At 61.2% G+C, this 25,454-nt stretch carries 25 protein-coding genes and 1 tRNA gene; 19 read left to right on the plus strand and 7 right to left on the minus strand.

The annotated features are described in order from the left end of the window. Positions 1–267 precede the first annotated feature (267 nt). Positions 268–1,179 (minus strand): RNA polymerase sigma factor RpoH, encoded by a 912-nt coding sequence (gene rpoH, locus ABVQ20_RS32185; RefSeq protein ID WP_142869964.1) that lies wholly within the window; start codon positions 1,177–1,179, stop codon positions 268–270. A gap of 189 nt (positions 1,180–1,368) precedes the next feature. Then, positions 1,369–2,409, minus strand: a complete 1,041-nt coding sequence (locus ABVQ20_RS32190; RefSeq protein ID WP_354463736.1) for an RluA family pseudouridine synthase — start codon at positions 2,407–2,409, stop codon at positions 1,369–1,371. Between the two features lie 23 nt (positions 2,410–2,432). Between ABVQ20_RS32190 and ABVQ20_RS32195 the strand changes: the two genes are divergently transcribed. From ABVQ20_RS32195 to ABVQ20_RS32220, 6 genes are all read left to right on the plus strand, one after another. Continuing rightward, positions 2,433–2,813, plus strand: coding sequence for a fimbrial protein (locus tag ABVQ20_RS32195; protein WP_354463737.1), 381 nt, complete (start codon positions 2,433–2,435; stop codon positions 2,811–2,813). 30 nt (positions 2,814–2,843) lie between these two features. Further along, positions 2,844–3,251 (plus strand): VOC family protein, encoded by a 408-nt coding sequence (locus ABVQ20_RS32200; RefSeq protein ID WP_354463738.1) that lies wholly within the window; start codon positions 2,844–2,846, stop codon positions 3,249–3,251. A gap of 91 nt (positions 3,252–3,342) precedes the next feature. Further along, a tRNA-Glu gene (locus ABVQ20_RS32205) sits at positions 3,343–3,417 on the plus strand. Positions 3,418–3,680: 263 nt separating this feature from the next. Continuing rightward, positions 3,681–4,319, plus strand: a complete 639-nt coding sequence (locus tag ABVQ20_RS32210; RefSeq protein ID WP_354463739.1) for a hypothetical protein — start codon at positions 3,681–3,683, stop codon at positions 4,317–4,319. Next, the gene (locus ABVQ20_RS32215; RefSeq protein WP_354463740.1) at positions 4,316–5,227 is read left to right on the plus strand and encodes a hypothetical protein; all 912 of its coding nucleotides are present in this window, start codon (positions 4,316–4,318) and stop codon (positions 5,225–5,227) included. Before ABVQ20_RS32210 ends, ABVQ20_RS32215 begins: the two co-directional genes overlap by 4 nt. A gap of 57 nt (positions 5,228–5,284) precedes the next feature. Further along, on the plus strand, positions 5,285–5,446 hold the full coding sequence (locus ABVQ20_RS32220) for a hypothetical protein (protein WP_354463741.1): 162 nt from the start codon (positions 5,285–5,287) through the stop codon (positions 5,444–5,446). Between the two features lie 1,103 nt (positions 5,447–6,549). Here the strand turns inward: ABVQ20_RS32220 and ABVQ20_RS32225 are convergent. Together ABVQ20_RS32225 and ABVQ20_RS40560 are read right to left on the minus strand one after the other, a co-directional pair. After that, complete coding sequence (locus tag ABVQ20_RS32225; protein ID WP_354463742.1) at positions 6,550–7,380, minus strand: hypothetical protein; 831 nt, start codon at positions 7,378–7,380, stop codon at positions 6,550–6,552. Positions 7,381–7,821: 441 nt separating this feature from the next. Further along, on the minus strand, positions 7,822–7,983 hold the full coding sequence (locus tag ABVQ20_RS40560) for a hypothetical protein (RefSeq protein ID WP_435528470.1): 162 nt from the start codon (positions 7,981–7,983) through the stop codon (positions 7,822–7,824). A 148-nt stretch (positions 7,984–8,131) separates the two neighbouring features. Between ABVQ20_RS40560 and ABVQ20_RS40565 the strand changes: the two genes are divergently transcribed. Both ABVQ20_RS40565 and ABVQ20_RS32235 read left to right on the plus strand, forming a co-directional pair. After that, entirely contained in the window at positions 8,132–8,587 is a 456-nt protein-coding gene (locus ABVQ20_RS40565) for a hypothetical protein (RefSeq protein WP_435528471.1), read from the plus strand. 339 nt (positions 8,588–8,926) lie between these two features. Beyond that, positions 8,927–9,292, plus strand: a complete 366-nt coding sequence (locus ABVQ20_RS32235) for a UCP034077 family protein (RefSeq protein ID WP_354463744.1) — start codon at positions 8,927–8,929, stop codon at positions 9,290–9,292. Between the two features lie 124 nt (positions 9,293–9,416). Here ABVQ20_RS32235 and ABVQ20_RS32240 read toward each other — a convergent pair whose 3' ends face one another. Continuing rightward, the gene (locus tag ABVQ20_RS32240) at positions 9,417–9,632 is read right to left on the minus strand and encodes a hypothetical protein (RefSeq protein WP_354463745.1); all 216 of its coding nucleotides are present in this window, start codon (positions 9,630–9,632) and stop codon (positions 9,417–9,419) included. A gap of 45 nt (positions 9,633–9,677) precedes the next feature. Here ABVQ20_RS32240 and ABVQ20_RS32245 point away from each other — a divergent pair, with 45 nt between their 5' ends. Next, positions 9,678–10,013, plus strand: a complete 336-nt coding sequence (locus tag ABVQ20_RS32245) for a hypothetical protein (RefSeq protein WP_435528472.1) — start codon at positions 9,678–9,680, stop codon at positions 10,011–10,013. A 22-nt stretch (positions 10,014–10,035) separates the two neighbouring features. Here the strand turns inward: ABVQ20_RS32245 and ABVQ20_RS32250 are convergent, their stop codons facing one another. Continuing rightward, on the minus strand, positions 10,036–10,386 hold the full coding sequence (locus ABVQ20_RS32250; RefSeq protein WP_354463746.1) for a hypothetical protein: 351 nt from the start codon (positions 10,384–10,386) through the stop codon (positions 10,036–10,038). 201 nt (positions 10,387–10,587) lie between these two features. On the opposite strand from ABVQ20_RS32250, the gene ABVQ20_RS32255 reads away from it, so the two are divergent. The 7 genes from ABVQ20_RS32255 to phoB all read left to right on the plus strand — a co-directional run bounded on the left by ABVQ20_RS32255 (position 10,588) and on the right by phoB (position 20,512). Further along, a complete protein-coding gene (locus ABVQ20_RS32255; RefSeq protein WP_354463747.1) occupies positions 10,588–14,718 on the plus strand; it encodes a PAS domain-containing protein in 4,131 nt (1,376 codons plus the stop codon). A 592-nt stretch (positions 14,719–15,310) separates the two neighbouring features. Beyond that, positions 15,311–16,366: a phosphate ABC transporter substrate-binding protein PstS gene (gene pstS, locus ABVQ20_RS32260; RefSeq protein ID WP_354463748.1), complete on the plus strand. Its 1,056-nt coding sequence runs from the start codon at positions 15,311–15,313 to the stop codon at positions 16,364–16,366. Between the two features lie 64 nt (positions 16,367–16,430). Beyond that, positions 16,431–17,414, plus strand: a complete 984-nt coding sequence (pstC, locus tag ABVQ20_RS32265; RefSeq protein ID WP_354463749.1) for a phosphate ABC transporter permease subunit PstC — start codon at positions 16,431–16,433, stop codon at positions 17,412–17,414. 3 nt (positions 17,415–17,417) lie between these two features. Beyond that, entirely contained in the window at positions 17,418–18,269 is an 852-nt protein-coding gene (gene pstA / locus ABVQ20_RS32270; protein WP_354463750.1) for a phosphate ABC transporter permease PstA, read from the plus strand. Next, positions 18,266–19,072, plus strand: a complete 807-nt coding sequence (gene pstB / locus ABVQ20_RS32275) for a phosphate ABC transporter ATP-binding protein PstB (protein ID WP_354463751.1) — start codon at positions 18,266–18,268, stop codon at positions 19,070–19,072. Before pstA ends, pstB begins: the two co-directional genes overlap by 4 nt. 26 nt (positions 19,073–19,098) lie before the next feature. Further along, entirely contained in the window at positions 19,099–19,806 is a 708-nt protein-coding gene (gene phoU / locus ABVQ20_RS32280; protein WP_354463752.1) for a phosphate signaling complex protein PhoU, read from the plus strand. A gap of 16 nt (positions 19,807–19,822) precedes the next feature. After that, positions 19,823–20,512 (plus strand): phosphate regulon transcriptional regulator PhoB, encoded by a 690-nt coding sequence (gene phoB, locus ABVQ20_RS32285; RefSeq protein WP_140509737.1) that lies wholly within the window; start codon positions 19,823–19,825, stop codon positions 20,510–20,512. A gap of 12 nt (positions 20,513–20,524) precedes the next feature. Here phoB and ABVQ20_RS32290 read toward each other — a convergent pair whose 3' ends face one another. Next, positions 20,525–21,769, minus strand: a complete 1,245-nt coding sequence (locus tag ABVQ20_RS32290; protein ID WP_354463753.1) for an ROK family protein — start codon at positions 21,767–21,769, stop codon at positions 20,525–20,527. Positions 21,770–22,069: 300 nt separating this feature from the next. Between ABVQ20_RS32290 and xylF the strand changes: the two genes are divergently transcribed. The 3 genes from xylF to ABVQ20_RS32305 all read left to right on the plus strand — a co-directional run bounded on the left by xylF (position 22,070) and on the right by ABVQ20_RS32305 (position 25,426). Next, entirely contained in the window at positions 22,070–23,110 is a 1,041-nt protein-coding gene (gene xylF, locus ABVQ20_RS32295; protein WP_354463754.1) for a D-xylose ABC transporter substrate-binding protein, read from the plus strand. Positions 23,111–23,259: 149 nt separating this feature from the next. Further along, positions 23,260–24,612 (plus strand): sugar ABC transporter permease, encoded by a 1,353-nt coding sequence (locus ABVQ20_RS32300; RefSeq protein ID WP_354463755.1) that lies wholly within the window; start codon positions 23,260–23,262, stop codon positions 24,610–24,612. A gap of 13 nt (positions 24,613–24,625) precedes the next feature. Beyond that, a complete protein-coding gene (locus ABVQ20_RS32305) occupies positions 24,626–25,426 on the plus strand; it encodes an ATP-binding cassette domain-containing protein (RefSeq protein ID WP_354463756.1) in 801 nt (266 codons plus the stop codon). Positions 25,427–25,454: the final 28 nt, after the last annotated feature.

The raw sequence follows: 25,454 nt of genomic DNA on the forward strand, positions 1-25,454 counted from the left end.
GGCTGTAACCTCAGGTGGTACGGGCGACTTCGCCAAGCCAAGGTCCGGGCGGCCGCCCGGACCTTGGCTCAATCGCTTCAATCCCACGAAATCTCTCTCGTGTAGATACAAGGTGGCTCGGCGTAGCCGAGACGGAGAGGGGGAACACCATATGCGATTGCCCTGCGTTTTTGGCGGGGGCGAGAAAACGCCAATCGCGAAGGCCGAACTCACAAAAAAAGCGGCGCCAGTTTCCTGACGCCGCTGTTGTATTTCGTTGCCGTCGCTTTACGCCGCCGGCTGTGCCTCGATGGTCCGCAGTGCCTGCATCTGGCGCTTGGCGGCGGCCTTGACCGCGTCCTGCACCTTCTCGAAGGCGCGCACCTCGATCTGGCGCACGCGCTCGCGGCTGATGTCGAACTCCGCCGACAGTTCTTCCAGCGTCAGCGGCTCCTCGGCGAGGCGACGTGCCTCGAAGATGCGCCGCTCGCGATCGTTGAGCACCGCAAGGGCGCCCGACAGCATGCCGCGCCGGTTTTCCAGCTCGTCCTGCTCGATCAGCATGTCTTCCTGGCTTTCGTGGTCATCGACCAGCCAGTCCTGCCATTCGCCGGATTCGCCTTCGCTTGCCCGGATCGGGGCGTTGAGCGAGGCGTCGCCGGACAGGCGACGGTTCATCGACACGACTTCCGCTTCCGACACGTTGAGGCGGGTGGCGATCTCGGTGATCTGATCGGGCTTGAGGTCGCCGTCGTCCAGCGCCTGGATCTTGCCCTTCACCTTGCGCAGGTTGAAGAACAGGCGCTTCTGGTTGGCGGTCGTGCCCATCTTGACCAGGCTCCACGAGCGCAGGATGTACTCCTGGATCGAGGCCTTGATCCACCACATGGCATAGGTCGCGAGGCGGAAGCCACGCTCGGGTTCGAATTTCTTGACGGCCTGCATCAGGCCGACATTGCCTTCCGAAATCACTTCGCCGATCGGCAGGCCGTAGCCGCGATAGCCCATGGCGATCTTGGCGACGAGCCGAAGGTGGCTGGTGACTAGCTTGTGCGCGGCGGAGGTGTCTTCATGCTCGGCATAACGCTTGGCGAGCATGTACTCTTCCTGCGGCTGAAGCATCGGAAAGCGGCGGATTTCTTCCAGGTAGCGGCTGAGGCCGCCTTCGCCGGAAACGATACTGGGTAGTGACTGGGCCATGATAGCGCCCCCTCTCTATTGGAGTGATGCCCCCGAAACGCGGCGGGCATGTGACGCGAGCACCAGAAGGCTCGCCCGCGACAACCGATTTATACAGGAACAAAACCAGAAAATACAGGCATTTGTTCAACACGAAACAGTGTGTCACGCTGAAGTGAACAATGCCAGTCAGGTTTTTTGATGGCAGGTTCAGAGCTTGCGAAAGCCAACCACGAGTGCCTCCATGTCCCTCGGTATAGGTGCCTCGAACCTCATCGTGAGATGGGTAGCGGGATGGCGAAATGCAAGGAGGCGGGCATGCAAAGCTTGCCGCGGGAATGCCTTGACCTCGCTTTTCAGCGGTTCGGGCAGCCGGTTGACCTTGGTGCGGAAGGCCTGGCCATAATCGGGATCGCCAACGACGGGATGGCCGATATGGGCCATGTGAACGCGGATCTGGTGGGTGCGTCCAGTCTCTAGCCGGCATTCGACGAGGCTTGCCGTGGCGAATTCCTGCTGTTTCTCGCCAAAGCGCTCCACCACGGTAAAATGGGTAATGGCGTGGCGGGCGTCGTCGCGGCCTTCCGGCACCACGGCGCGGCGCACGCGGTCGGCGGCGCGGCCTAGCGGCGCGTCCACCGTTCCCGTCGGCCTCTGCGGTATGCCCCAGACCAGCGCCAGATAGGCGCGCTCGAGATCGCCGGTCCGGCCATGATCGGCGAAGGCTTCGGACAGCGCCTTGTGGGCGCGATCGGTCTTGGCCACGACCATGACGCCGCTGGTCTCCTTGTCGAGGCGGTGGACGATGCCTGGCCGCCGCACGCCGCCGATGCCTGAAAGGCTGTCGCCGCAGTGATGGATCAGCGCGTTGACCAGCGTTCCCGTCCAGTTGCCGGCGCCTGGATGCACGACAAGCCCGGCCGGCTTGTTGATGACGATCAACTCGTCGTCTTCGTAGAGCACATCGAGGGTGATGTCCTCGCCCTGCGGTTCGGCCGGTTCCGGCTCCGGCATGGCGACCGACACGCTCTCGCCGGCGATCATCTTGCGCTTGGTTTCGTCGACAGGCTTGCCGTCGACCCTGACCGCGCCTTGCTTGATCAGCATCTGCACCCGGCTGCGCGACATGTCCGGGCCAAGCTTGGCGGCCAGCCATTGGTCGAGGCGCTGTCCCGCGGCATCGGCGCCCGCTTCCAGCACGGTCGGCGCGGCCTCTATGAATTTCTGGGTCTCTTCGTTATGAGCGCTCATCGATAACATTCCGGAATTCTGCCATGGCCAGGCCACTTGTCGAGGAAGACGAAGAGAAGCCCCTCGACCCCGAGGTCGAAAAGGTGCGGAAGAAACTCGTCCGCTTCATCGTCATCAATCTCGGCATTCTGTTCCTCGCCCTTATGGTGGTGATCGGGGCCCTTGTCTACAAAGCGCGCAACGCACCACCCGCCGTGCAGCCGGCCGGCGATTTCCAGGCGCCCGCAGGTGAGCCGGTCAGCGGCGATATCGTACTGCCCGTCGGCGCCAAGGTGATCAGCCAGTCGCTCTCAGGCAACCGCCTGTCCATAGATGCCGAACTTGCCGACGGCAGCCGCGTGATCTTCGTCTATGACGTCGCCGAGCGCCGCATCGTCGGCCGATTTGCAATCCGCAACAAATAATGGGTCGCAACAAATGATGGGCAACAACGGATGACCGGGTTCGCGGGCAATCGCCGTGTCGCCACCGTCGCCGTTGTCGTCGCGGATTATGACGAGGCGATCGCCTGGTATGTCGACAGGCTGGGGTTCGTGCTCGCCGAGGACGTGGACCTTGGTGACGGCAAACGCTGGGTGACGATCGCGCCGGCAGGCGGGCACGGCGCAAGGCTGTTGCTGGCCGAGGCTTCCGATGACGCCCAGAGGAAAAGCATCGGCAATCAGACCGGCGGTCGCGTGTTCCTGTTCCTCGAAACCGACGATTTTGCCCGCGACCATGCGACGATGCTCGAAAAGGGCGTCGAGTTCCGTGAAGCACCACGTCATGAAGTCTATGGCACGGTGGCGGTTTTCGCCGATCTCCATGGAAATCTCTGGGACCTGATCGAGCCGAAACGATAGACTTTCCATCGGTCCGGCGCCGATGTGATAAAGCTGTCGGAAGCCCAGTTGCTTTTTCCAATCCGTCAGCCTATATCGCCGGTTCTTGAACGCGCCCATCGTCTAGCGGTCAGGACACCGCCCTCTCACGGCGGGAACAGGGGTTCGATTCCCCTTGGGCGTACCAAGAAAATCTAAGTTAGGCTGCATTTCCCCGGCGCTATCGAATATCAGTCAAATAAACGGCTACGTACAGTGCCGAACGGACGGGCCGCTACAGCCAATTGACCGTCGTACGACCGCCTCCTATCGGTTTCTCAGCCTGGGAGGCATGCTCAATGACGGAAGCCGAAAAGACCGATCGCGCTAAGCAGTTGGCCAGTATCCACGAGCCGGTCTACAGCGTAGCCATGATGCTGTTGAATTGCATCCCTACGTTGGGGCCGGCGATTGCGTGGTTTGCAGGTGGCGTATTCCCCGATCCGGGATCGCTTTGTGGTCGAGTTGGCAAAAAAAGTGGACGCGCTTTTTGAGCGTCAGGATATTGAGATTGCTTTGCAGCGGGAACCCGCGCCGGCCCTTTTGTCCCATGCTATGAACATCGCCTCTCGCTCGTTTGGACAAGAGAAACTTGAGGCCTTACGGAACGCAACCGTGAGTGGAATTTTCTATTCGCCCCAGAATGTGAATCTCACAGCTTTGGTATTCTCGATGTTGGACCGGCTGACGGATGGCCACATCTCAATGTTGAAGGAAATAGCCAATCTAGAAAATGCGACAGACCATCATGTTCCGTGGGAACGTGTAAAAATGATTGGCGTCCATTTCATGCCGTCGCCAGATGGAATGAAGTCACCGACGCGTACACTCCCCATCAACGGCGAAGACAGATTCATAGATGGGCTCGACATTCAGACAAATGAAATATTGTTGGCCGACATGGTTAGCCTAGGACTTGTTGAACAGCGATCGGAATCAATGACGGCCATTCACGAATGGTCGACGGGCCCCTCTCAGAACCTTTTCGGATACGCACTAGTGACCCACAAGGGTCGGTTGGTCCTCGAATACATTTCAGAGGCGAAATGAATTTGCTCAGGCATTTTGCATCTTTAGGTGTCGCTTTAACGGTAGCTTACCTCATTATTTCTGGCGGTCTTGGCGTATGGCAGCAATATAATTTGGGCGGTAAGGCCTATATCGAATATCAACAACAAGCAGAACAGCACGAACGTGAGGCTGCCAACGAAATAATGCAGAAATGCCAAACGGTAGCCCCGGTCAATCCAGCTTTCTCCGACTGCCTTTTCGAAGCTATTAAATCCTATCAATTGCAAGATCGTGCCAGGCAGGACTTGAAGGCCCAACAAGACATGGCCTACTGGTCGATGCTGACGGTCATACTTTCCGCCGTAGGCTTGGGCGTCAGCATTTTGGGCCTTTATGCCCTCTACCGCTCCCTCGTTCACACCCGAACAGCTATAAAGGATACGCGAGAGATCGGGGAGGCCGAAGTTCGGGCATACATTGGCGTGGATATCTCCAGCCCGACAAACCTCATAATTAGGGAAATCACAGCGGGGAAGCCTATCGAGGTGGAATTTGGCTATAAAAACAACGGGGCGTCTCCGGCGAATAGAGTGGCCTACGTTGCGATCTGCGAGATACGGGAACACCCCATCAAATTCAGCGGCCCAGCGATAATAGTCCCCGCAGTCGGACAGCTAATCGCGCCTAACACCATGCAGAGTGGAGTAACAGCCTTTGGGAAAGCAGGTACGGCCGAGGCAGTTACGCCTGAATTGCTGAAAGAGGTGATGGAAGGAGAAAAGAGAATATATCTGATATTTAGAGCTGAATATGATGACGTTTTCGGCAGGAGACATTTTTCGAATGGATGTTTTTATTTGAAGTTCCTTAGTAAGGTTAAAGCGGGTGGCCAGTCCGAGCTTGTGGGTAAGTGGCATCTGGCGCAAACTCACAACAATGCAGATTGACGCGACGAGTGTCGAGATCTTCACGAACCATCGAACTCAGTTCCGGTTCGGTCAACGATGACGGCAACCGGTCAAACTCCTCGCATTGATGGTCGTCTTCGTGATGATATTCGGCTCGCCATCGAAACCTTCATCGCTGATAAGCCGAAGCCGCCATCCGACGCCATCCGCCAAATTCTGACGGAATATCTTCGCACCAATGGCTATCTGCCAGTCTGAAGCCTAAAGCGGTCGCGTTGGATCGATGGCCGTGTTGGTTTCGCTATCGACCGGTCGTTTTCGGAGGTGGCTCTAGAGGTTTGTCGTGCCATGGAAAATGCGCGTCGTCGGACCACCTTGGATTTTTGACGCGGTACTGTTGCATTCTGGCTTGGACCTCCCACGAAAGCGCTGAATAGTAAGCGAGTGCTTTTTGTGAGACCTCTGTGTTTTTTTTGGGCGTCAGCCAAGTTTCCGCCCGCCAGACGCCTACAGCTTCTGTGGAGGGGCTATACCAGCCAACTTCATCGTGAACGACTCGATGCCGGTAGTCAGCGACCCTCATAAACTCATGAGCAAGCGTCTTGATCTTTGCGCGATCTATCTCCGCTACCCGAGGTGACAGCCATTCTAGAAGTGTAGCGCGGGGGCGATAGTTCAAAATGCTAGCTGTAAAAGCTCGTCCGGTTGTCTCGTCCAATCCCGCCACGTGCCAAATAAGTTGGTTCATTTCCCCTTCCATCGCGCTGAAGCGAACCACGAAGAGGCCGATCAGCGGCACAAGGTCAGTCGGGACTAGTGTTCCGGGAACGTATTCAACATTCGCCATGAGGCACCCAATTATGATTGAGGATATATTAATAAGAAGCGGTGGGTTTCTTGCCGCGCTTCTGTTGCGTTGACACTCCATTTGGAGTCATTCTCTTCAACGGAGCAGGGCGTATTGATGGCATATTTTAGCGGTCTTCGGAAGCGATCCTCAGCTTCATTGTCGCTATGTTTCGACAACCGCGCTGCGATACTTGAACACTACGCCTGATAAGCACGGTCTCGGCCTCGATCGTCATTACGATGGCGGCGTTCCCGAGTGGTTTATCCACAGCTTCGCCGCGATCGGTAAAATTGTCCGGACCCGGTTAAGGTCTCAATCACACGCCCTGACCATGATCACCCGTGCGAGTGTGTTGCGTATTTCCTCGCCGCCCAAAAAGAGCCCGTTGCCGACCCCAAGCCCCCCCGCTGGCAGCGGGCTCTATTGGACCGCCGCCCGCTTGCGCCATTTCCAAGGCCTGTCGAACGATCCCGCCCACACACCGTCGGGCTTGCCGCCGAAATCGGTATATCTATCGTTGCGCCTTGCGGCCTAGAAGCCTGTCGGCCCACCCGAACGACCATATATGCCGCTGATCCCACACATCGATTGGCGTCCGCCAAACGCGGTATTTCGAGGCATTGTCGATCTGCTGGCTAACAGTCAGGTGGCTATTGGCATCGAAAAACGATTTGATCCGCTGACGTGCGAACAGCTTCTTGCCCTTGGTGCTGTAGTTGTGCAGCGGGAGCCGGTGACGGATAATCTTGCGGCCGTCGCTCGACAACGCAATCCCCACGCAGAATTGTTCGGAAGTATGCGCCCGCACAATGCCGATCATCTGCTCAACAGTGGCGTATGCGTGGACCAGTCTCGAGACATTGTCACGATGGATCCCGAGCACCGCACTGGCCCACATTGTCTCGTTTCCGGTCAGGATGTGGCCGTCGAGTGCGATGCCTTGTCCGTTGAGTGCCTGGAACGACTTCTTGGGGCGCCCTTCACGACGCCACATTATCGATCGCGATGCGGAAATCTGGTCGAAGCATTTCGAGATGTCGCCTACCGGGTAGACGTCGGTGTCCATGAAAAACAATCGGTCCGACCGGTTCAGCAGTTCAATGATGCCAGCGGCTTTTATCCCGAATTTGTACCTGCCGCCAAAGGACATCTCGGCCATCCGCTCTGGGGTCAGGCTAACGGTATCGATTGGATAGCCATCAAAAATATGAGGCCTGTCAGTGAGGACTTTGATATTGGCGCCCGGACAGTAATGCAAAAGCCGCAATGCGCTGAAAAGCGCCCCAACGGCAAAGATCTCGTCTTGCCCGAACGCGACGTAGCCGAAATGATCGGCGCCCATTGGTCCGTCAACCATCAGGGCCGGAATATCAGGGCGTTTTCTTCGGCTGTCGATCCGATCGACGCGGCCAGTTTCCCGCTCTCGTTGTGCATTCGCGTTCCCCTTCACCCCAGTCGAACATTAAGCGGAGACGACGAACCGGCACAATGGCTGAACCGCACCCGTCACGGCAGTGGGCGACATGCATTTGAAGAAGCTCTCCCCAGGCTCCTCAAGCGCCGACGGCGCTCCGCAGGCCGCCATGGTCCGGATACCTTACGAATCCGTAAGTCGCTGCCCCCAAGCCCGGCGGCTATAACGACGGCGAGCGGCTGATCGTCCGAGCTTTGGCACGGTTTGATCGGGCTCCGAACCCGGCGCCTGCTGCCATGGTGTTGCCTGGCAGCAAGCGCCACGGTCTTGGTCAGCAATGTCGTGGAGCGGTATCCCCAGGGTGACCCTTCACAAGAGGAAGGAAGAGTTTGCGATGCGAGTGCAGTTTGCCCCCATGCTTTCGATCGCTGCTGTTGCGGTCATGATGGCGTTCGCGCCGAGTGCCGTAATGGCTGCCACCAAGACCGCCAAGGAATGCAATGCCGAGTACGCCGCCAACAAACCGGCCATTCAGGCCTCCGGCCAGAAGAAGGCGGATTTCATCGCTGCGTGCCGCGCCGGTACCGATACGACGTCTGGCGCCGCCGCGCCGGCCACCACGACCGCTCCTGCCAAGAATACCGCGCCAGCATCTACCAACAGCGCTGCGACCGGGAACGTGAAGACGGCAAAGGCTTGCGACGCGGAGTATGCGGCCAACAAGGACGCTATCAAGAAATCCGGCGAGACCAAGAAGGATTTCGTCGCCGCCTGCCGCGCCGGAACCGAAGTGATCCCCGGGGACAAGAGCACAACCGCAGCCCCGATGCCCGCGCCGGCCACCACGACGGCACCGGCCACCACGACGACCAAGCCTTCCTCGGCGCGGACCAAGACCGTGCCGGCACCATCAGTGGCCGGTACGCCGACCGGCGCCAACCAGTTCGCGACGGAAGCCCAGGCGAAGGCCCGTTGTCCGGCCGGGACGGTGGTGTGGGTGAACCTGAAGTCGAAGATTTTCCACTTCGCGGGCAGCAGGAATTACGGGAATACGAAACAAGGCGCCTATATCTGCGAGTCTGACGCAACCGCCTCCGGTTTCCGCGCCGCTGAAAACGAAAAGCAGCCGCAGTAGGGTTCCGTGGCGAGATACCGCAGTCGGGCTGATCAACCATGACGATCGTCGCGAAATTAAGGTTTCGTTAACCATTCCCCTGTTTACTGGGCTGGTGATCCACTTTCAGCCCGCGACCACGGATGTACTGGCGCGAATGGCGAAGTGGAATGAAAGGTCGGCCTTGTGCCGGCCTTTTGCTTTCCAGGCCCGACCGCTCGTCAACCAGCCACCGATTGCGCTGGCAGGGCGACGGGGGCCTGCACGGAAACGTGGCGACGAGACATATTGTCATCGCCACCGCCTGCTCTACCATAAATGTCCTGACATCACGGCGTGCTTTGGCGAGGGCATTTTGCAATGCGAGCTTCTGTAACCCTGATCATGGCGATTTCGATCGTCGCGGGAACAGCCGGTCAGTCGAAAGCCGCCACGCTCAACACCATGGATGACGTCGGGGCCGCGATCCGCGCCTGCTGGAACCCGCCGTCCGATGTCAAGAATTCCACCGTCACATTGAGTTTCAGCTTCAAACGCGACGGCACGTTGATCGGACCGCCGCGGCCAACCGCCATCCATGTCGAAGGCGATGCAAAGGCGCGGAAATTCTTCGTGGATGCCGCGACCTCAGCGTTGGCGCAATGCCTGCCGCTAACCTTTTCCCCGACACTGGCCAAGGGAATCGCGGGCACGGTGTTTACGTTGCAGTTCCGGGCCAAACAATAATCACATTGGACCGGTTGCGATAATCCCGGAAGATCGCGCCGGCTCAAATCGTCCAGATTGAATGAAAGCCCAGGCAGCGTCGCCCGAGTTCAAATGAGTGCGAAAGTCCTGCTTGCGCTCCCAGTCAGTGCTGGCTGCGTCTGGCATTGACATGCCGCGCCAGTTCCGGCGTCTCGAAGACATAGTCGTTCCAGGCCGACTCAGGGATTTGACCCGCCAGATAGCATTCCAGCAACAGGCTTTGCTCGGGATTGAGGGGCCTTGGCGCGCGCTGATTGTCCAGCCCGAGCGAATGAAAAAGGTTTCTGGTCAGACCCGATACCGTGAAGTGGATCGACATGTGGGTTCTCCTTCCCACCCCCTCAACGCGGAAAGGAGGCAAAGGTTGCACGCCGGTTTGGTCAAGGTTCGTTCTCGAAACCCCTGTCCGGAACGCCCGGGCAATCGCGGCGTTGTGAATGGCGATCAACCGGGAGCAGCTGCCATGGCCACGTTCAGGGAAATGAGGGTGCATGAGATTGTCGAGGACGGCTCTCTGTCCACCGAACAGAAAATCGCGGAACTTCGGGGCATAGAGTCCGAGGCACGCGGGCTGCAGCGGGCAGCTTCGGAAAGCTCGATGGGAGACGATGACGGCTGGCAGGACGAACTGCGTCAGGTTCGCTTTGCGCTGGAAAAGCTTGGTGCCAAAGAACCGAGGAAAGGCGCCGCGACGCTCTGAGCCGGTTGACGCACGGAAACCGTTATTCGCAGACCATACGGTACCGCTGGCCCGGCTCGCTGACGTTCCTGCAGGTAAGGGGCTTTTCCGGCTTGGAAGAAGAGAGCGGAGGGCTGGAGAGCCTCGACACGCGTCTCGTGGCCGCCTTGTGGTGTGTGGCACGGCGCGGTTCGAAGCTTCGTGGTTCCTGCGGCGCGACCGGAAACACGCTGGGTTCGATGAGCGGCTGCGGCGTGCGCGGTGGCACCTTGTCAAAGAACCGTCTCGCATCAAGCGGCTTGGGAATGATCACCGTACCGTCATAGCTACGCGCGCAACCGCCGCTGAAAAGTAACGCCAGCCCCAGGAAAAAAGGCAGAATCCGCTCAAACATATGTACACCCCTGCTGGGCTTATAACGCGGCTTGCATATCGCCGACAACCGGCGGAATGGCGCAGGCAAAGGTCGAATTCGAATGGGCAGCGATCGGCTGGTGGCGATTTGTTAAGGTTAGCCGATCGTTAATGCTTCTGAGGCACATTCCGCGAACGAACCTCGGGGGAGGGTTCGACCTGATTTTCGGGGTGGGACGGCATGGCTGAAGCGGACGAAAAATTTGGGGCGCGCAACAAGCGCGAGCCCGGTAAAGTGGCCGCGTGTGGTGACGACATGCCGTCATCGGCTGGATACCTGGATACGGTGGAAGCGCTCCGCGCTCTCGTCGACGCAGGTTCTGACTGGATATGGGAGACCGACGCAGAGCTGCGTTTCTCCTGGCTTTCGGACAATTACCAGGAGGCAACCGGCATCGCCCCCGCGGCGGTGCTTGGCCGGTTCCGCTTCGACTTCCTCAAGCAGGTGCTGAACGGTAGTCGCGCTGCGGCAACGCATCTGGAAGACCTGCAGGCGCGCAGGCCCTTTCGCGATTTCGTCTACGAGCTGAAGGGTGGCGGCAGGGACTGCCGCTGGGTTTCGATCACCGGCTTTCCTCAATTCGATGCCGACGGGAAGTTTGCCGGCTATCGAGGTGTCGGTCGCAATGTCACGGCGTTGGCCGGGGCGTTCGACGAGATGGAGCAGGCGCGGAAACCCTTTACAAACCTTGACGCCATGGTCGACTCGATGCCGATCGGCATCGTCGTCGTCGACGCGGACCTGCGCGCGGAAGTCATCAATCGCGCCTTCTACGACTTCTGGGAGATCGACGCCCGGCGCGTGGAGGTTGGTTGCAGCTTCCGCGACCTGATGGAAGCCAGCCGAGACATCGACCCCTATGGGGCCAACGACGATGCATGGCTGCGGCACGTTGCCGAGCGCGAGGCGGAAATCAGGGCCGGTGTAGGCGGATCGAGGCAGCTGCCACGCAGTGACGGCCGCACACTGATCTCATCCGTGGCGCCGCTTGCCGGTGGCAAACGGCTCATCTCCTATGTCGATGTGACCGACATGAAGGACCGCGAGGCCGAGCTTGCTGACGCATTGGAGAAAGCACGGCTGGCGGAAGCAGTGATCAACGCCGTCAAGGACCCGGTCTTCGTCAAGGATGAAAATCTGCGCTTCGTGTTCGTCAATGAGGCGTTCTCTGCGCTGTTCGGCCAGACACCGCAGGCAATGCTGGGCAAACCCGGCGACAATTTTCTTTCTCCGCATGAAGTGGCGCTTTTCGAACGAAGCGAAAAGGAAGTCCTGGCGACTGGCCGGCCCTATGAAGTGGAGGAAAGTTTCGAACTCAATGGCGCCAGCCGCTCGCGCATCGTCAGGAAGAGCCGTGTCGGCATGGCCAGCGGCCGCAACTACGTCGCCGGTTTCCTCTTCGACATATCCGACATGAAGCGCCGTGAGACCGAAGCCGAAGATGCGCGCAAGCATCTTGCCACCGTGCTGGAATCGCTGCCGGCCGGGGTGATCATCTACGACCGCGATGACAATTTCGTCTTCGCCAACCACAAGATGCAGGATGCAATTCCGGAGCTGAAGCCTGTATGGCAGCCGGGCCGCACCTTCCGCGAGGCATTGGCATACGGCCATTCGGCCGGGTATTTCCGTCAAAGCGGGGACCCGGAACTGGACAAGCTCTACGATGGGGATCCCGATCGTTGGGCTGATGGGATTGTCGAGCGGTGCCGCTTGCCCAGCGCATCCTTCGAACGCGTCAATCCCGATGGTCGTTGGCACCAGGTCTATGACATGCGCACCGAGGATGGCACGTTCATCGGCGTGCGCGTCGATATTACCGACATCAAGAGCCGCGAGGAGGCCTTGCGCGACTCGATGCGCCAGATCGACCTGTTCCGGCATGTCATGGACGAACTGCCGGTGGCAGCCTTCATCAAGGCGCAGGATCTGAGCATCGAGTTCGTCAACAAGGCCTGGTGCGCCATGACCGGCCTTGCCAAGGAAGACGCCATCGGCCGCACGGACCGCCAGCTGTTCGGCGCCGAGGATGCCGAAAGCTACAGCAACGATGACAGCGAAGTCGCCGCTACCGGACAGGTCAGGGAAGTCGAGGAGCCCGTCACCCATCGCGACGGCACCGTGCGGCAATTGATGACCCGCAAGAGCCGCCTGGTGGCGATCGACGGATCCGTGCATCTGGTCGGCTCGAGCACCGACATCACCGAGGTCAAGGCGCGCGAGCGCGCGCTGGAAGAAAGCATGCGCGAGAACGAGGTGTTTCGCAGCCTCATCGACAATGTGCCGGTGTCGATCTACGCCAAGCGCTCCGACCTTAGGCAATTCTACGTCAACAAGGGGTGGTGCGATCTCACCGGCTTCAGCCAGGAAGAGGCGATCGGCAAGACCGACATCGAGATTTTCGGGGCGGACGGGGAGGCCTTCGTCAGCGGCGACCTGGCCGTGCTGCGCACCGGGGAAACCCAGGAGGTGGAGGAAACCGTGACGCTTGCCGATGGCAGCGTCCGCCACCAGTTCGCGCGCAAGGGCGCGATGATCGCCTCCGACGGCTCGCTCTATCTGATCGGCTCCACCACCGACATCACCGAGCTGAAGCAGCGCGAGGCCGAATTGCGCGAGGCGCGGCAGCGGGCCGTGCTTGCCGACCGGGCCAAGTCGGAATTCCTCGCCAATATGAGCCATGAGATCCGCACGCCGATGAATGGCGTGCTCGGCATGGCGGAACTGCTTGCCAAGTCAGACCTCGACCCGAAGCAGAAGACGTTTACCGACATCATCGTGAAGTCGGGCAATGCCCTGCTCACCATCATCAACGACATCCTCGATTTCTCCAAGATCGACGCCGGCCAACTCGTGCTCGATCCGGCACCCTTCAACCTTGCCGAGGCAATCGAGGACGTGGCGACGCTGGTGTCGACGCGGGCCAAGGAGAAGGACCTCGAGCTCATCGTGCGCATCGAGCCCGGCCTTGGCAGCCTCTTCATCGGCGATGTCGGCCGCATCCGGCAGATCGTCACCAATTTGCTCGGCAATGCGGTCAAATTCACCGACGAAGGGTACGTCCTGGTCGACGTGACCGGCGAAAGGGTTCCGACGGGAACCAAGCTGACCATCGCCGTCACTGATACGGGCATCGGCATTCCCGAGGAAAAGCTGCAACTCGTCTTCGAAAAATTCAGTCAGGTCGACACCTCGTCGACCAGGCGGCATGAAGGCACCGGGCTTGGCCTCGCCATCACGTCGCGGCTGGTCGATCTCATGGGTGGCGACATCGGCGTCGAAAGCGCCGAAGGCAAGGGTTCCACCTTCTGGTTCACGGTGACGTTGCCGAGAGCCGGGCAATCGACAGCGGAGCGGATCATGCCGGTGGATGTCACCGGAGCACGCGTGCTGATCGTCGATGACAATGCGGTCAACCGTGCGATCCTGATCGAGCAGATGGCCTCGTGGACATTCGATTCCTGCGCGGCCGAAAGTGGCGCGGAGGGGCTGAAAGTGCTCATCGCCGCGGCCGCTTATGGCGTGCCTGTCGACTGTGTCGTGCTCGACTACCAGATGCCGGGCATGAGCGGCGCCGAGATGGCGCGCATCGTGCGCAACACCGCCGGGCTCGCTGAGACGCCGATCGTCATGCTGACCTCCGTCGACCAGTCCCTGGCCAACACCAGCTATCGCGATCTCGGTATCGATGCCCAACTGATCAAGCCGGCGCGTTCCTCCGTGCTTCTGGAAACGCTGGTCGCCACCATCCAGCGCCATCGTCATACGACAACAGGCATCGGCATGCCGGTCTCGAATGGGGCGGCTGGCATCGGCGTGATGGAGCCGCCGCTTGTCGCGGTGTCGGGGCGGGCGCTGCTGCAACCGCCGCCAATTCGTCCCCGTCTGCGCGCGGCGCCAGGTGACGAGCGCCGTCTGGACATCCTCGTCGCCGAGGACAACGAGGTGAACCAGATGGTGTTCACCCAGATTCTCGGCGAGACCGGCTACGGCTTCGAAATCGTCGGCAATGGCCGCAAGGCGCTCGACGCCTATGGCAGGCTCAATCCGCGGATGATCCTGATGGACGTCTCGATGCCCGAGATGAACGGCCTCGAGGCAACGGCCGCCATTCGCCGGCTGGAGGAAGACAACGGCACGCACATCCCGATCGTTGGGGTCACCGCGCACGCCTTGAAGGGCGATCGCGAACGCTGCCTGGAGGCGGGCATGGACGATTACCTGCCCAAGCCGATCAGCCCGCGCGCCCTGCTGGAAAAAGTCGAACGCTGGGTGGGGTCGGGCAACGAACGCCGGCGTGACGTCGGCTAGCCGGCCCCGCACGACGCGGCGTCAGCGAGATCCCTTACAGGACGCGATGGGGTCGTTGTGTACGGTTGTTACCGAACGGAAGACCATCGCCGAAACTGATAGTATTGGTTTCGATCGAGATTCGGGCGCTGCTCTTGTGCGAAAGGCTATGGTGCGATCGCGCCATATCAAAGCTAAGGTCCAGCCGGGACAATATCTGTATTCGAGTTCCGCTCCTCAGTTACGGGCGGGAGCAGCGACCGCCGGCATGGAACAGCGTCAATCTACCCCAACGGACCTGTTTTCGGCGACGGCTCGGCCAAGACATCCTCTGGCCGAATGCAACGCGCTCCCGCCCGGATTTTCTTTGTCAGGGCGGACGCCGCCGCGCTGGTGGCGAATATCGACTGAAAAACGCGCAAGCCCATGATTCCCGGGACAAACTCCGCTTCTGTCCGGAAGAGCCGACGGCGTTCGTTTCCGGTGCCGCCATGCGGCGTTACCGGGGTGACATGAAACTGTCATGCGACTGTAATAATCGAAGGCTATTGGCCTCAGCGGGCGCTGAAAGGAATGGCGCCGAGAGACCATCTTCCGAACAGGAGCAGGCCACATGAGACATTTCATCCGCTCGGCGGCTGTTGCGATTGCAATGGCTGCGGCGTCTACCCTCACCCTCTCTGCAGCAATGGCCGCGGATCTTTCCGGCGCCGGCTCGACCTTCATCTATCCGGTGTTCGCCAAGTGGGCCGACACCTACAAGAAGGACACCGGCATCGGCCTCAACTACCAGTCGATCGGTTCCGGCGGCGGCATCAAGCAGGTCATCGCCAAGACCGTGACCTTCGGCGCCACCGACAAGCCGATGTCCGATGCCGACCTCGAGAAGAACGGCCTCGTGCAGTTCCCGATGGTGATGGGCGGCATCGTGCCGATCGTCAACCTCTCCGGCGTCAAGCCGGGCGAACTCGTCCTTGACGGCAAGACGATCGCACAGATCTACCTCGGCGCCATCACCACCTGGGACGACGCCGCGATCAAGGCGCTGAACCCGACCCTCACCCTGCCGTCCACCGCCATCGCCGTCGTCCACCGTTCGGACGGCTCGGGCACGACCTTCAATTTCACCGACTACCTGGTCAAGCTGTCGCCTGACTGGAAGTCGAAGGTTGGTTCGGACACCGCTGTCGAATGGCCGGTCGGCGTCGGCGCCAAGGGCAGCGAAGGCGTTGCCAACACCGTCAAGCAGACCGACGGCGGCATCGGCTACGTCGAATACGCCTACGCCAAGCAGAACAAGTTGTCCTACTCCAAGATGCTGAATGCCGCCGGCAAGGTTGTCGAGCCGTCGCTCGAATCCTTTGGCGCGGCTGCTTCGAATGCCGACTTCAAGGGCTCGAAGAACTTCAACGTCATCATCACCAACGAGCCGGGCGACGCCACCTGGCCGATCGCAGCCTCGACCTGGGTGCTGATCCACAAGGCTCCGGATGATGCCGCGGCCACCGGCGAAGCGCTGAAGTTCTTTGCCTGGGCCTACAAGGACGGCAAGGACACCGCCAAGGCGCTCGACTACGTCTCGATCCCCGACAGCGTCGTCGACCTGATCAAGGCCTCGTGGAAGGCCGATATCAAGGCTGACGGCAAGCCGGTCTTCGCGGGCGAATAACCATACCTGAGGGGGCGTCGCATGGCGGCGCCCCTTTTCCTCAAGACAAAGAGCCGAGCCTGACATGAGCGCTGCCCAGGAAGCCTTGCCAGCCATTCGCGGTTCGCGTGACGCGACTGTCAAACGGTTCGCGCTGACAGATGCCGTCTTTCACGGCATGACCCGGGCCGCCGCCATATTGGTGCTGGTCCTGCTCGGCGGTGTCGCGATCTCGCTGTTCGCCGGTTCCTGGCAGGCCCTGTCCACCTTCGGCTTCTCCTTCCTGACCACCGAAAGCTGGAATCCGGTGACGGAGAAATTCGGTGCGCTGGCGCCGATCTATGGCACGATCGTCACCTCGGCCATCGCCATCCTGATTGCCGTGCCGCTCGGCATCGGCATCGCCATATTCCTCACCGAGCTTTGCCCGCGCCCGCTTCGGCGCCCGATCGGCATGGCGGTGGAGTTGCTCGCCGGCATCCCCTCGATCATCTACGGCATCTGGGGCCTGTTCGTGCTGGCACCTTTCCTGCAGACGACCGTGCAGCCCTTCATCATCGGCGTGTTCCATGGCATTCCCGGCCTCAACAGCCTGTTTGCCGGTCCGCCCTACGGCATTGGCCTGCTGACCTCGTCCCTGATCCTTGCCATCATGGTGCTGCCCTTCATCACCTCGATCACCAAGGACGTCTTCGACACGGTGCCGCCGGTGCTGAAAGAGTCCGCCTACGGCATTGGCTGCACGACCTGGGAAGTGACCCGCCGGGTTGTCATTCCCTACACACGGATCGGCATCATGGGCGGCGTCATGCTCGGCCTTGGCCGCGCGCTGGGCGAAACCATGGCGGTGACCTTCGTCATCGGCAACGCGCACCGCATCAGCACATCGCTGTTCGCGCCGGCCACGACGATCTCGGCGACCATCGCCAACGAATTCACCGAAGCCGTCGGCGATCTCTACACCTCGTCGCTGGTGGCGCTCGGCCTGATCCTCTTCGTCATCACTTTCCTGATCCTTGCCATCGCACGCTACATGCTGATGCGCATCGACGCCCGCACGGGAGCCTGACCGATGTCGACAGCCACATCGCTTCACCAGAGCCGCAAGAGGAAGAATGGCGTGATGATGACGCTGTGCGTCATTGCTGCGGGCATCGGACTTGTCTGGCTGGCGCTCATTCTCGGCGCGCTGGTCTACAAGGGCGCGGCCGGCCTGTCGCTTGACGTGTTCACGCAGATGACGCCGCCTCCCGGCGACGCCGGCGGCCTGCTCAACGCCATCTACGGCAGCGTAGTGATGACCGTCATCGCCGTCATTGTCGGCACGCCGATCGGCGTGCTGGCCGGCACCTACATGGCCGAGTATGGCCGCTTTTCAAAGCTCACCACGGTGGTGCGCTTCATCAACGACATCCTGTTGTCGGCGCCGTCGATCATCATCGGTCTGTTCGTCTACGAACTGATGGTGCGGCCGATGGGGCATTTCTCGGCGCTTGCCGGCGCGGTCGCTCTCGCCATCCTGGTGATCCCGGTCGTCGTGCGCACCACGGAGGACATGCTCAACCTGGTGCCGAACGCCCTGCGCGAAGCCGGCACCGCGATCGGCGCGCCGCGCTGGGTGGTCATCAAGTCGGTCGCCTATCGCGCCGCCCTTTCCGGCATCGTCACCGGCATATTGCTGTCGATTGCCCGCATCTCCGGCGAGACGGCGCCACTGCTCTTCACAGCGCTCAACAACCAGTTCTGGTCGAGCAATCTCAACGCGCCGATGGCCAGCCTGCCTGTCACCATCTTCCAGTTCGCTCTCAGCCCTTACGAGGAATGGCAGCAACTGGCCTGGACCGGCGCACTCATCATCACATTGACGGTTCTTGCGCTCAGCATCTTTGCGCGCAGCCTGACCGGACGCAGAGAGGACAAATGAGCCAGATGCTGTCTCCAGACATGACGATCGCCGCCGAGGCAACCGCCACCAAGGCCAAGATCGAGGTCAAGAACCTCAACTTCTACTACGGCCAGTCGAAGGCGCTGAAGGACATCACGCTGTCGTTGCCGGAGCGCAGCGTCACCGCCTTCATCGGCCCGTCGGGCTGCGGAAAGTCGACGCTGCTGCGCGTCTTCAACCGCATCTACGAACTCTATCCCAAGCAGACCGCCGAGGGCCAGGTGCTGCTCGACGGTCAGAACGTTCTCGACCGCTCGCAGGACCTCAACCTGCTGCGCACCAAGATCGGCATGGTGTTCCAGAAGCCGACGCCGTTCCCGATGTCGATCTATGAAAACATCGCTTTCGGCGTCAGGCTCTATGAGAAGATCAGCAAGTCGGAGATGGACGGCCGCGTCGAACAGGCGCTGAAGCGCGCCGCGCTGTGGACCGAGGTCAAGGACAAGCTCAACGCCAGCGGCCTCAGCCTCTCCGGCGGCCAGCAGCAGCGGCTCTGCATCGCCCGCACCGTGGCGGTGAAGCCGGAAGTCATCCTGCTCGACGAGCCGGCCTCGGCGCTCGATCCGCTGTCGACCGCCAAGATCGAGGAGCTGATCGACGAATTGCAAGCCGACTACACGATCGTCATCGTCACCCATAACATGCAGCAGGCAGCACGCGTGTCGAAGCAGACCGCCTTCATGTATCTGGGCGAACTGGTCGAGTTCGACCGCACCGAGAAGATCTTCACGTCGCCCCGCGAGAAGCGCACCCAGGACTACATCACCGGCCGCTTCGGCTGAGCTCAGGCATACGAGGGACTAAGATCATGAGCGAACACACAGTCGCTGCTTTCGACGAGGATCTCGGACAGATCAGCAGGCTCATCAGCGACATGGGCGATCTCGCCGGCTCGATGGTCGGTGGCGCGACCAAGGCATTGCTGAATTCCGACAACGCACTGGCACAGCGCGTCGTTTCCGATGACGCCATCATGGATGCGCGTCAGCGCGAGCTCGACGACCGCGCCATCACGCTGATCGCCAAGCGGCAGCCGATGGCCGACGACCTGCGTCATGTCGTCGGCTCGATCCGCATGGCCGGCGATCTCGAACGCATCGGCGACCTTGCCAAGAACATCGCCAAGCGTGTCGGCACAGTCGGCCTCAGCGTCACTCCGCGCGACCTGTCGCATTCGATCGACGGCATGGCGCAGCTGGTGCTGATCCAGGTGCAGGGCGTTATCGAGGAATACGCGGCACGCGATGCGGCCGCACTGGCCAAGCTGCGGGCCGACGACGAACGCATCGACGTCAAGTACACGTCGGTGTTCCGCGAATTGCTGACCTACATGATGGAAGACCCGCGCAACATCACCGCGTGTACGCATCTTCTGTTCTGCGCCAAGAATCTCGAGCGCATCGGCGACCACGTGACCAACATCGCTGAAAATGCGTACTATGTTCTGACCGGCACGCAGCTGCCCGCCAATCGCCCGAAGCAGGACGAGACGGCGATGTCCGTGCCGGCGGCATGACAGGGGTGACCAGCCGATGATCGCGCCACGTATCATGGTGGTGGAGGATGAGGAGCCGTTGGGGGTGCTGCTCCGCTACAATCTCGAATCCGAAGGCTATCAGGTCGAGGTGGTGACGCGCGGCGACGAGGCCGAGATCCGGCTGCAGGAGAACGTTCCCGACCTGCTGGTGCTGGACTGGATGGTGCCGGCGGTGTCGGGCATCGAACTCTGCCGCAGGTTGCGGATGCGCTCCGAAACCGAACGGCTGCCGATCATCATGCTGACCGCGCGTGGCGAAGAGAGCGACCGGGTACGTGGCCTGTCCACCGGCGCCGACGACTATCTGGTCAAGCCGTTCTCGACGCCGGAATTCATGGCCAGGGTCAAGGCATTGCTGCGCCGCGCGAAGCCGGAAGTCCTGTCCAGCGTGTTGAAGGTCGGCGATATCGTGCTCGATCGCGAGTCGCACCGGGTCTATCGCAAGAAGAGCGAGATCAGGCTTGGCCCGACCGAATTCCGCCTGCTTGAATTCATGATGCGCCACCCGGGCCGGGTGTTCTCGCGCAGCCAGCTGCTCGACAATGTCTGGGGCGAGACGATCTATATCGACGAGCGTACGGTGGACGTCCACGTCGGCCGGCTGCGCAAGGCGGTCAACAATGGCCGCATGCCCGACGTGATCCGCACCATCCGCGGGGCGGGCTACGCCATACGCGAGGATTGATAGCGAACGGACTCAGGCGACATTCTTGCCGATAGTGCCAGCTCGCGTCTGCGCGCCCGGCGCGAAAATCTCCTGGTCGACGAAGGTCAGCGCGCGCATGGCGCAGCCTTCGCGGATCAGTGGTAGTTCGTTCGGCTCGGTATCGAAGGAAATCGAGGCGGAATGCTGGCCGCCGGCGGTCTGTGCGATGGCCTCGCGCAATGCCGGCTCGATCAGGTCGAAGGCGGCGGCGCTGACGCCGACCATGGCGACCGGGGCGGGGTCGATGAGCGCGAACAGGCTGCCCAGGCCGAAGCCAAGCGCTTCGCCGGCCTTGCGATAGGCTTCGCGCTCCGGGCCGTCCTTTTCGCGCGCCGTGGCCGCCAGTGCGCGCATGTCCGCGTCGCTGACGTCGACCGGCTCGGCGTCCTCGCCCATCTGCTTTGCGTTGCGCCAGATGGCGTAGTTGCCGGCATAGGCCTCGACGCAGCCGCGCCGCCCGCAGCGGCAGAGCGCGCCATTCGGCCGGTGGATCATATGGCCGAACTCACCGCCTGACGAATGCGTGCCGGTGAAAAGCTCGCCTTTCAGAACCAGGCCCATGCCGATGCCGTGCGAAAGCAGGATGGCGATGAAATCGTCGCGATAACGCTCCGGATCGCGCCAGCGCAGCGCCACTGCCATCATGTTGCAGTCGTTCTCCATGGTGGCGGGGATGCCGAACTCGCGCTCCAGTATGTCGGCGAAAGCGATGTTGGTCTGTGGCGTGATCGGCGACCACAGCATGGCGCGCGCATGGGAATCGGTGATGCCCTGGATCGCCAGCGCGATGCGGGCGATGCTGCGCACGTCGAGGTCAGGATCCTCGAGCCGGCGCCGGACGATGGCTACGCATTCGCCGATCAACTCGTCGCGCGGCAAGGTCAGCGTGTCCAGGCGGCGCTGCTCCTCGGCGATGACCTGTCCAGCATAGTCGATGACGGCAACCGAGAGAAAATTGAGCGACAGCACCACGGTCATCACCGCCGCCGCTTCCGGGTTGAGGCCAAGACCAACCTGCGGCCGGCCTCGCTTCAATGCTCCAGCCTCGCTTGGCTTGCTTTCCGCCAGGATGCCTTCGCCGATCAGATCGGATGAGATCGTCGATATGGTCGAATGGCTAAGCCCGGTGGTCGCCGCGATCTCGGTGCGCGAGGGTTGCCCGGTCCGGCGCACGGCCGCAATCACCATCGCCCGGTTGCGCCGGCGCAAATCGTCGTGACGGATTCCGACCGACATGCTCTTTCACATCCTCCCAGCCGCAGCAGCCTTTCGTGGTCTCGAAGGCCGTCAGCGACACCTGAAGCGCGTCGCGCTCCAGGTTCTTGTTTCCGGCCAAATTCTGGCAGAACCCCACCATCCTGTCATTATTTATTCGGAGCTCGAAAAAAATTCACGGGGACATCAAAATCCATCAGAATCGATGTTGACAGCGTTCCGGTGTTGGATCAGTGTTTTTTCGAGGCTCGAAAAAATGGAGCCTTTGTGCCGGCCCTCGGGTCAGTTTGGTCGCGCCACACGCGGCGCAGGGAGGATAATATGAAAAGATTTACAGCCGCCATCCTGGCGGGTGTCGCCATGTCGCTGACGCTCGTGTCGGTCGCGCAGGCAAAGGGCAAGGTCATCGGCGTTTCCTGGTCGAACTTCCAGGAAGAGCGCTGGAAGACCGATGAGGCCGCCATGAAGAAGGCGATCGAGGCAGCTGGCGACAAGTATATTTCCGCCGATGCGCAGTCCAACCCGGGCAAGCAGCTGACCGACGTCGAAAGCCTGATCTCGCAGGGCGCCAATGCGCTGATCATCCTGGCGCAGGATGCCTCGGCCATCGGCCCGGCCGTGCAGAAGGCGCTGGACGAAGGCATTCCGGTTGTCGGCTATGACCGTCTGATCGAGAACAAGGACGTCTTCTACCTCACCTTCGACAACAAGGAAGTCGGCCGCATGCAGGCCCGCGAAGTGTTCAAGGTGAAGCCGGAAGGCAACTACGTCTTCATCAAGGGCTCGGGCGCCGATCCGAACGCCGACTTCCTGTTCTCGGGTTCGATGGAAGTGCTCAAGGCAGCCATCGACAGCGGCAAGATCAAGAATGTCGGCGAGGCCTACACCGATGGCTGGCTGCCGGCCAACGCCCAGAAGAACATGGAACAGTTCCTGACCGCCAACGACAACAAGGTCGATGCGGTGGTCGCGGCCAATGACGGCACCGCCGGCGGCGTCGTCGCCGCGCTGACGGCGCAGGGCCTGGCTGGAACCGTGCCGGTATCGGGCCAGGACGGCGACCACGCCGCGCTGAACCGTATCGCACTGGGCACGCAGACCGTGTCGGTGTGGAAGGACGCGCGCGAGCTGGGCAAGAATGCCGCCGAGATCGCTTCGCAGCTGGCCGACGGCAAGAAGATGACCGACGTCGCCGGTGAGAAGGACTTCACCACGCCTGGCGGCAACACCGTCAAGTCGTTGTTCCTGACCCCGGTCGCCATCACCAAGGCCAACCTCAACCTCGTCATCGACGCCGGTTGGATCAAGAAGGACGAGGTTTGCGCTGGCGTGGCGGCAGGCACCGTTCCCGCCTGCAACTAAGAGGCAGGACGAACTCTGCTCGATCTCAGCGCCGCGGCTCCAAAAGCCGCGGCGTTTTCTCAAAAAGATTTGTGTTTCCGCCTCGGGCGAGTAGCCTCTAGGCTGGTTTTCGGCATCCGCGTCAGACGGCAAGCCGTTGGGAGGAAATCATGACCGACACAACGTCCACCCCGCAGGCCGATACCGCGCGGGCCTCCGAACTTGGCGCGGTTGCCCGTTTCCTGAAGGCAACGGAGATCGATACACGCATGCTCGGCATGGTCGGCGCGCTGCTGGTCATCTGGATCGGCTTGCACGTCATTTCCAGCATGCGCCTCGGCGTCAATCCGCTCGATTTCGACAGCCGCACGTTTCTCACACCGCGCAATCTCTGGAACCTGTCGGTGCAGACATCCGCCGTCGCCATCATGGCTTGCGGCATGGTGCTGGTCATCGTCATGCGCAACATCGATCTCTCCGTCGGCTCAGCCGAGGGCGTCATCGGCATGGTGATGGGCTTTGCGCAAGTGCATTTCCTGGTGCGGTTTGTCGGCCTCGAACTCGGCAATCCGTGGATCTGGGTCCTGGCGCTGTTGATCGGCCTGGCGCTCGGCTTGTTGATCGGTGCCTTCCAGGGCTTCATCATCGCCTATCTCGAAGTGCCGGCCTTCATCGTGACGCTGGGTGGCCTGCTGATCTGGCGCGGTGCCGCCTGGTGGGTAACCAGCGGCCAGACCGTGGCCCCGCTCGACGCCACCTTCCAGCTGATGGGCGGCGGGCCGGCCGGATCGATCGGCGCGACATGGAGCTGGGTTGTCGGCATCGTCGCCTGTCTTGCCGTGGTGTTCGCGCTGTTCAACGGGCGCGTGCAGCGCAAGCGTTTTCGTTTTCCGTTGCGTCCGATCTGGGCCGAGACATTGCTTGGCGTGGTCACCTGCGCGCTCATCCTGGGCGCGGTCTGGCTTGCCAATTCCTATCCGTGGCCGATCGGCATCGTGAACCGGTACGCGGCGGCCAATAACATCACCGTTCCCGACGGTGGCCTGTTCATCGCCCACGGCATCGCCATTCCAGTGCTGATGGCCGTAGCGGTCGGCCTTATCATGACCTTCATCACCAACCGCACGCGCTTCGGCCGCTATGTCTTCGCCATCGGCGGCAATCCGGAAGCCGCCAACCTCGCCGGCATCAACACGCGCTGGATCACGATGAAGGTGTTCATGATCATGGGCGTGCTGGCGACGATCGCCGCGGCGATCTCGTCGGCCCGGCAGAATTCGTCCACCAACGTGCTTGGAACGCTGGACGAACTGCTGGTCATCGCCGCCGCCGTCATCGGCGGCACGTCGCTGGCCGGCGGCTCGGGAACGATCATCGGCGCCATGCTCGGCGCACTCCTGATGCAGTCGCTGCAGTCCGGCATGGTGCTGCTTGGTGTCGACTCGCCGCTGCAGAGTATCGTCGTCGGCGCCGTGCTAGTCATCGCCGTCTGGCTCGACACTGTTTACCGCAAGCGCGTTTAGGGGAGGCATCGCCATGATTGACAAGACTGCTCCTGCAGCCACCGCGCTGATCGACATGCGCAACATCTCGATCGCCTTTGGCGGCATCCGTGCTGTCGACGACGCGTCGATAGACCTTTTCCCCGGTGAAGTCGTGGCGCTGCTCGGCCACAATGGCGCCGGCAAGTCGACGCTGATCAAGATCCTGTCCGGGGCCTACAAGCGCGATGCCGGCCAGATATTCGTCAATGGCCAGGAGGCTTCGATCTCCAACCCACGCGACGCCAAGAAATACGGCATCGAAACGATCTACCAGACGCTGGCGCTGGCCGACAATGTCGATGCCGCCGCCAATCTCTTCCTTGGCCGCGAAATCATGACTGCCTATGGCACGCTCGACGATGTCGCCATGGAGGCCGAGGCGCGCAAGGTGATGGGCCGACTCAATCCGCGTTTCCAGCGCTTCAAGGAGCCGGTGATCAAGCTCTCTGGCGGCCAGCGACAGTCGGTGGCGATCGCGCGCGCTATCCTGTTCAACGCGCGCATCCTGATCATGGATGAGCCGACTGCGGCACTCGGGCCCCAGGAGACGGCCCAGGTCGGTGAACTGGTCAAGCAGCTCAAGGCGGATGGCATCGGCATCTTCCTGATCAGCCACGACATCCACGACGTGTTCGAGCTTGCCGACCGCGTCTGCGTCATGAAGAACGGCCAAGTGGTCGGCACGGCACGCACCAGTGACGTGACCCAGGACGAGGTGCTCGGCATGATCATCCTCGGCAAGTGCCCGCCCGGCGCCATTCCTGGACCAGGCGCGCTGAAGATCGCCGCCTGAAAAAACGGCGGAGCGAGATTGGTAAACC

This window comes from Mesorhizobium shangrilense (assembly GCF_040537815.1).
Taxonomy (GTDB): domain Bacteria; phylum Pseudomonadota; class Alphaproteobacteria; order Rhizobiales; family Rhizobiaceae; genus Mesorhizobium; species Mesorhizobium shangrilense.

What these genes read in the sequence shown, in the direction of transcription:
- rpoH (WP_142869964.1), bottom strand. Translation starts at nt 1,179, where the DNA reads ATGGCCCAGTCACTACCCAGTATCGTTTCCGGCGAAGGCGGCCTCAGC.
- ABVQ20_RS32190 (WP_354463736.1), bottom strand. Translation starts at nt 2,409, where the DNA reads ATGAGCGCTCATAACGAAGAGACCCAGAAATTCATAGAGGCCGCGCCG.
- ABVQ20_RS32195 (WP_354463737.1), top strand. Translation starts at nt 2,433, where the DNA reads ATGGCCAGGCCACTTGTCGAGGAAGACGAAGAGAAGCCCCTCGACCCC.
- ABVQ20_RS32200 (WP_354463738.1), top strand. Translation starts at nt 2,844, where the DNA reads ATGACCGGGTTCGCGGGCAATCGCCGTGTCGCCACCGTCGCCGTTGTC.
- ABVQ20_RS32215 (WP_354463740.1), top strand. Translation starts at nt 4,316, where the DNA reads ATGAATTTGCTCAGGCATTTTGCATCTTTAGGTGTCGCTTTAACGGTA.
- ABVQ20_RS32220 (WP_354463741.1), top strand. Translation starts at nt 5,285, where the DNA reads ATGACGGCAACCGGTCAAACTCCTCGCATTGATGGTCGTCTTCGTGAT.
- ABVQ20_RS32225 (WP_354463742.1), bottom strand. Translation starts at nt 7,380, where the DNA reads ATGGGCGCCGATCATTTCGGCTACGTCGCGTTCGGGCAAGACGAGATC.
- ABVQ20_RS40560 (WP_435528470.1), bottom strand. Translation starts at nt 7,983, where the DNA reads ATGGCCGGTTTGTTGGCGGCGTACTCGGCATTGCATTCCTTGGCGGTC.
- ABVQ20_RS32235 (WP_354463744.1), top strand. Translation starts at nt 8,927, where the DNA reads ATGCGAGCTTCTGTAACCCTGATCATGGCGATTTCGATCGTCGCGGGA.
- ABVQ20_RS32240 (WP_354463745.1), bottom strand. Translation starts at nt 9,632, where the DNA reads ATGTCGATCCACTTCACGGTATCGGGTCTGACCAGAAACCTTTTTCAT.
- ABVQ20_RS32250 (WP_354463746.1), bottom strand. Translation starts at nt 10,386, where the DNA reads ATGTTTGAGCGGATTCTGCCTTTTTTCCTGGGGCTGGCGTTACTTTTC.
- ABVQ20_RS32255 (WP_354463747.1), top strand. Translation starts at nt 10,588, where the DNA reads ATGGCTGAAGCGGACGAAAAATTTGGGGCGCGCAACAAGCGCGAGCCC.
- pstS (WP_354463748.1), top strand. Translation starts at nt 15,311, where the DNA reads ATGAGACATTTCATCCGCTCGGCGGCTGTTGCGATTGCAATGGCTGCG.
- pstC (WP_354463749.1), top strand. Translation starts at nt 16,431, where the DNA reads ATGAGCGCTGCCCAGGAAGCCTTGCCAGCCATTCGCGGTTCGCGTGAC.
- pstA (WP_354463750.1), top strand. Translation starts at nt 17,418, where the DNA reads ATGTCGACAGCCACATCGCTTCACCAGAGCCGCAAGAGGAAGAATGGC.
- pstB (WP_354463751.1), top strand. Translation starts at nt 18,266, where the DNA reads ATGAGCCAGATGCTGTCTCCAGACATGACGATCGCCGCCGAGGCAACC.
- phoU (WP_354463752.1), top strand. Translation starts at nt 19,099, where the DNA reads ATGAGCGAACACACAGTCGCTGCTTTCGACGAGGATCTCGGACAGATC.
- phoB (WP_140509737.1), top strand. Translation starts at nt 19,823, where the DNA reads ATGATCGCGCCACGTATCATGGTGGTGGAGGATGAGGAGCCGTTGGGG.
- ABVQ20_RS32290 (WP_354463753.1), bottom strand. Translation starts at nt 21,769, where the DNA reads ATGTCGGTCGGAATCCGTCACGACGATTTGCGCCGGCGCAACCGGGCG.
- xylF (WP_354463754.1), top strand. Translation starts at nt 22,070, where the DNA reads ATGAAAAGATTTACAGCCGCCATCCTGGCGGGTGTCGCCATGTCGCTG.
- ABVQ20_RS32300 (WP_354463755.1), top strand. Translation starts at nt 23,260, where the DNA reads ATGACCGACACAACGTCCACCCCGCAGGCCGATACCGCGCGGGCCTCC.
- ABVQ20_RS32305 (WP_354463756.1), top strand. Translation starts at nt 24,626, where the DNA reads ATGATTGACAAGACTGCTCCTGCAGCCACCGCGCTGATCGACATGCGC.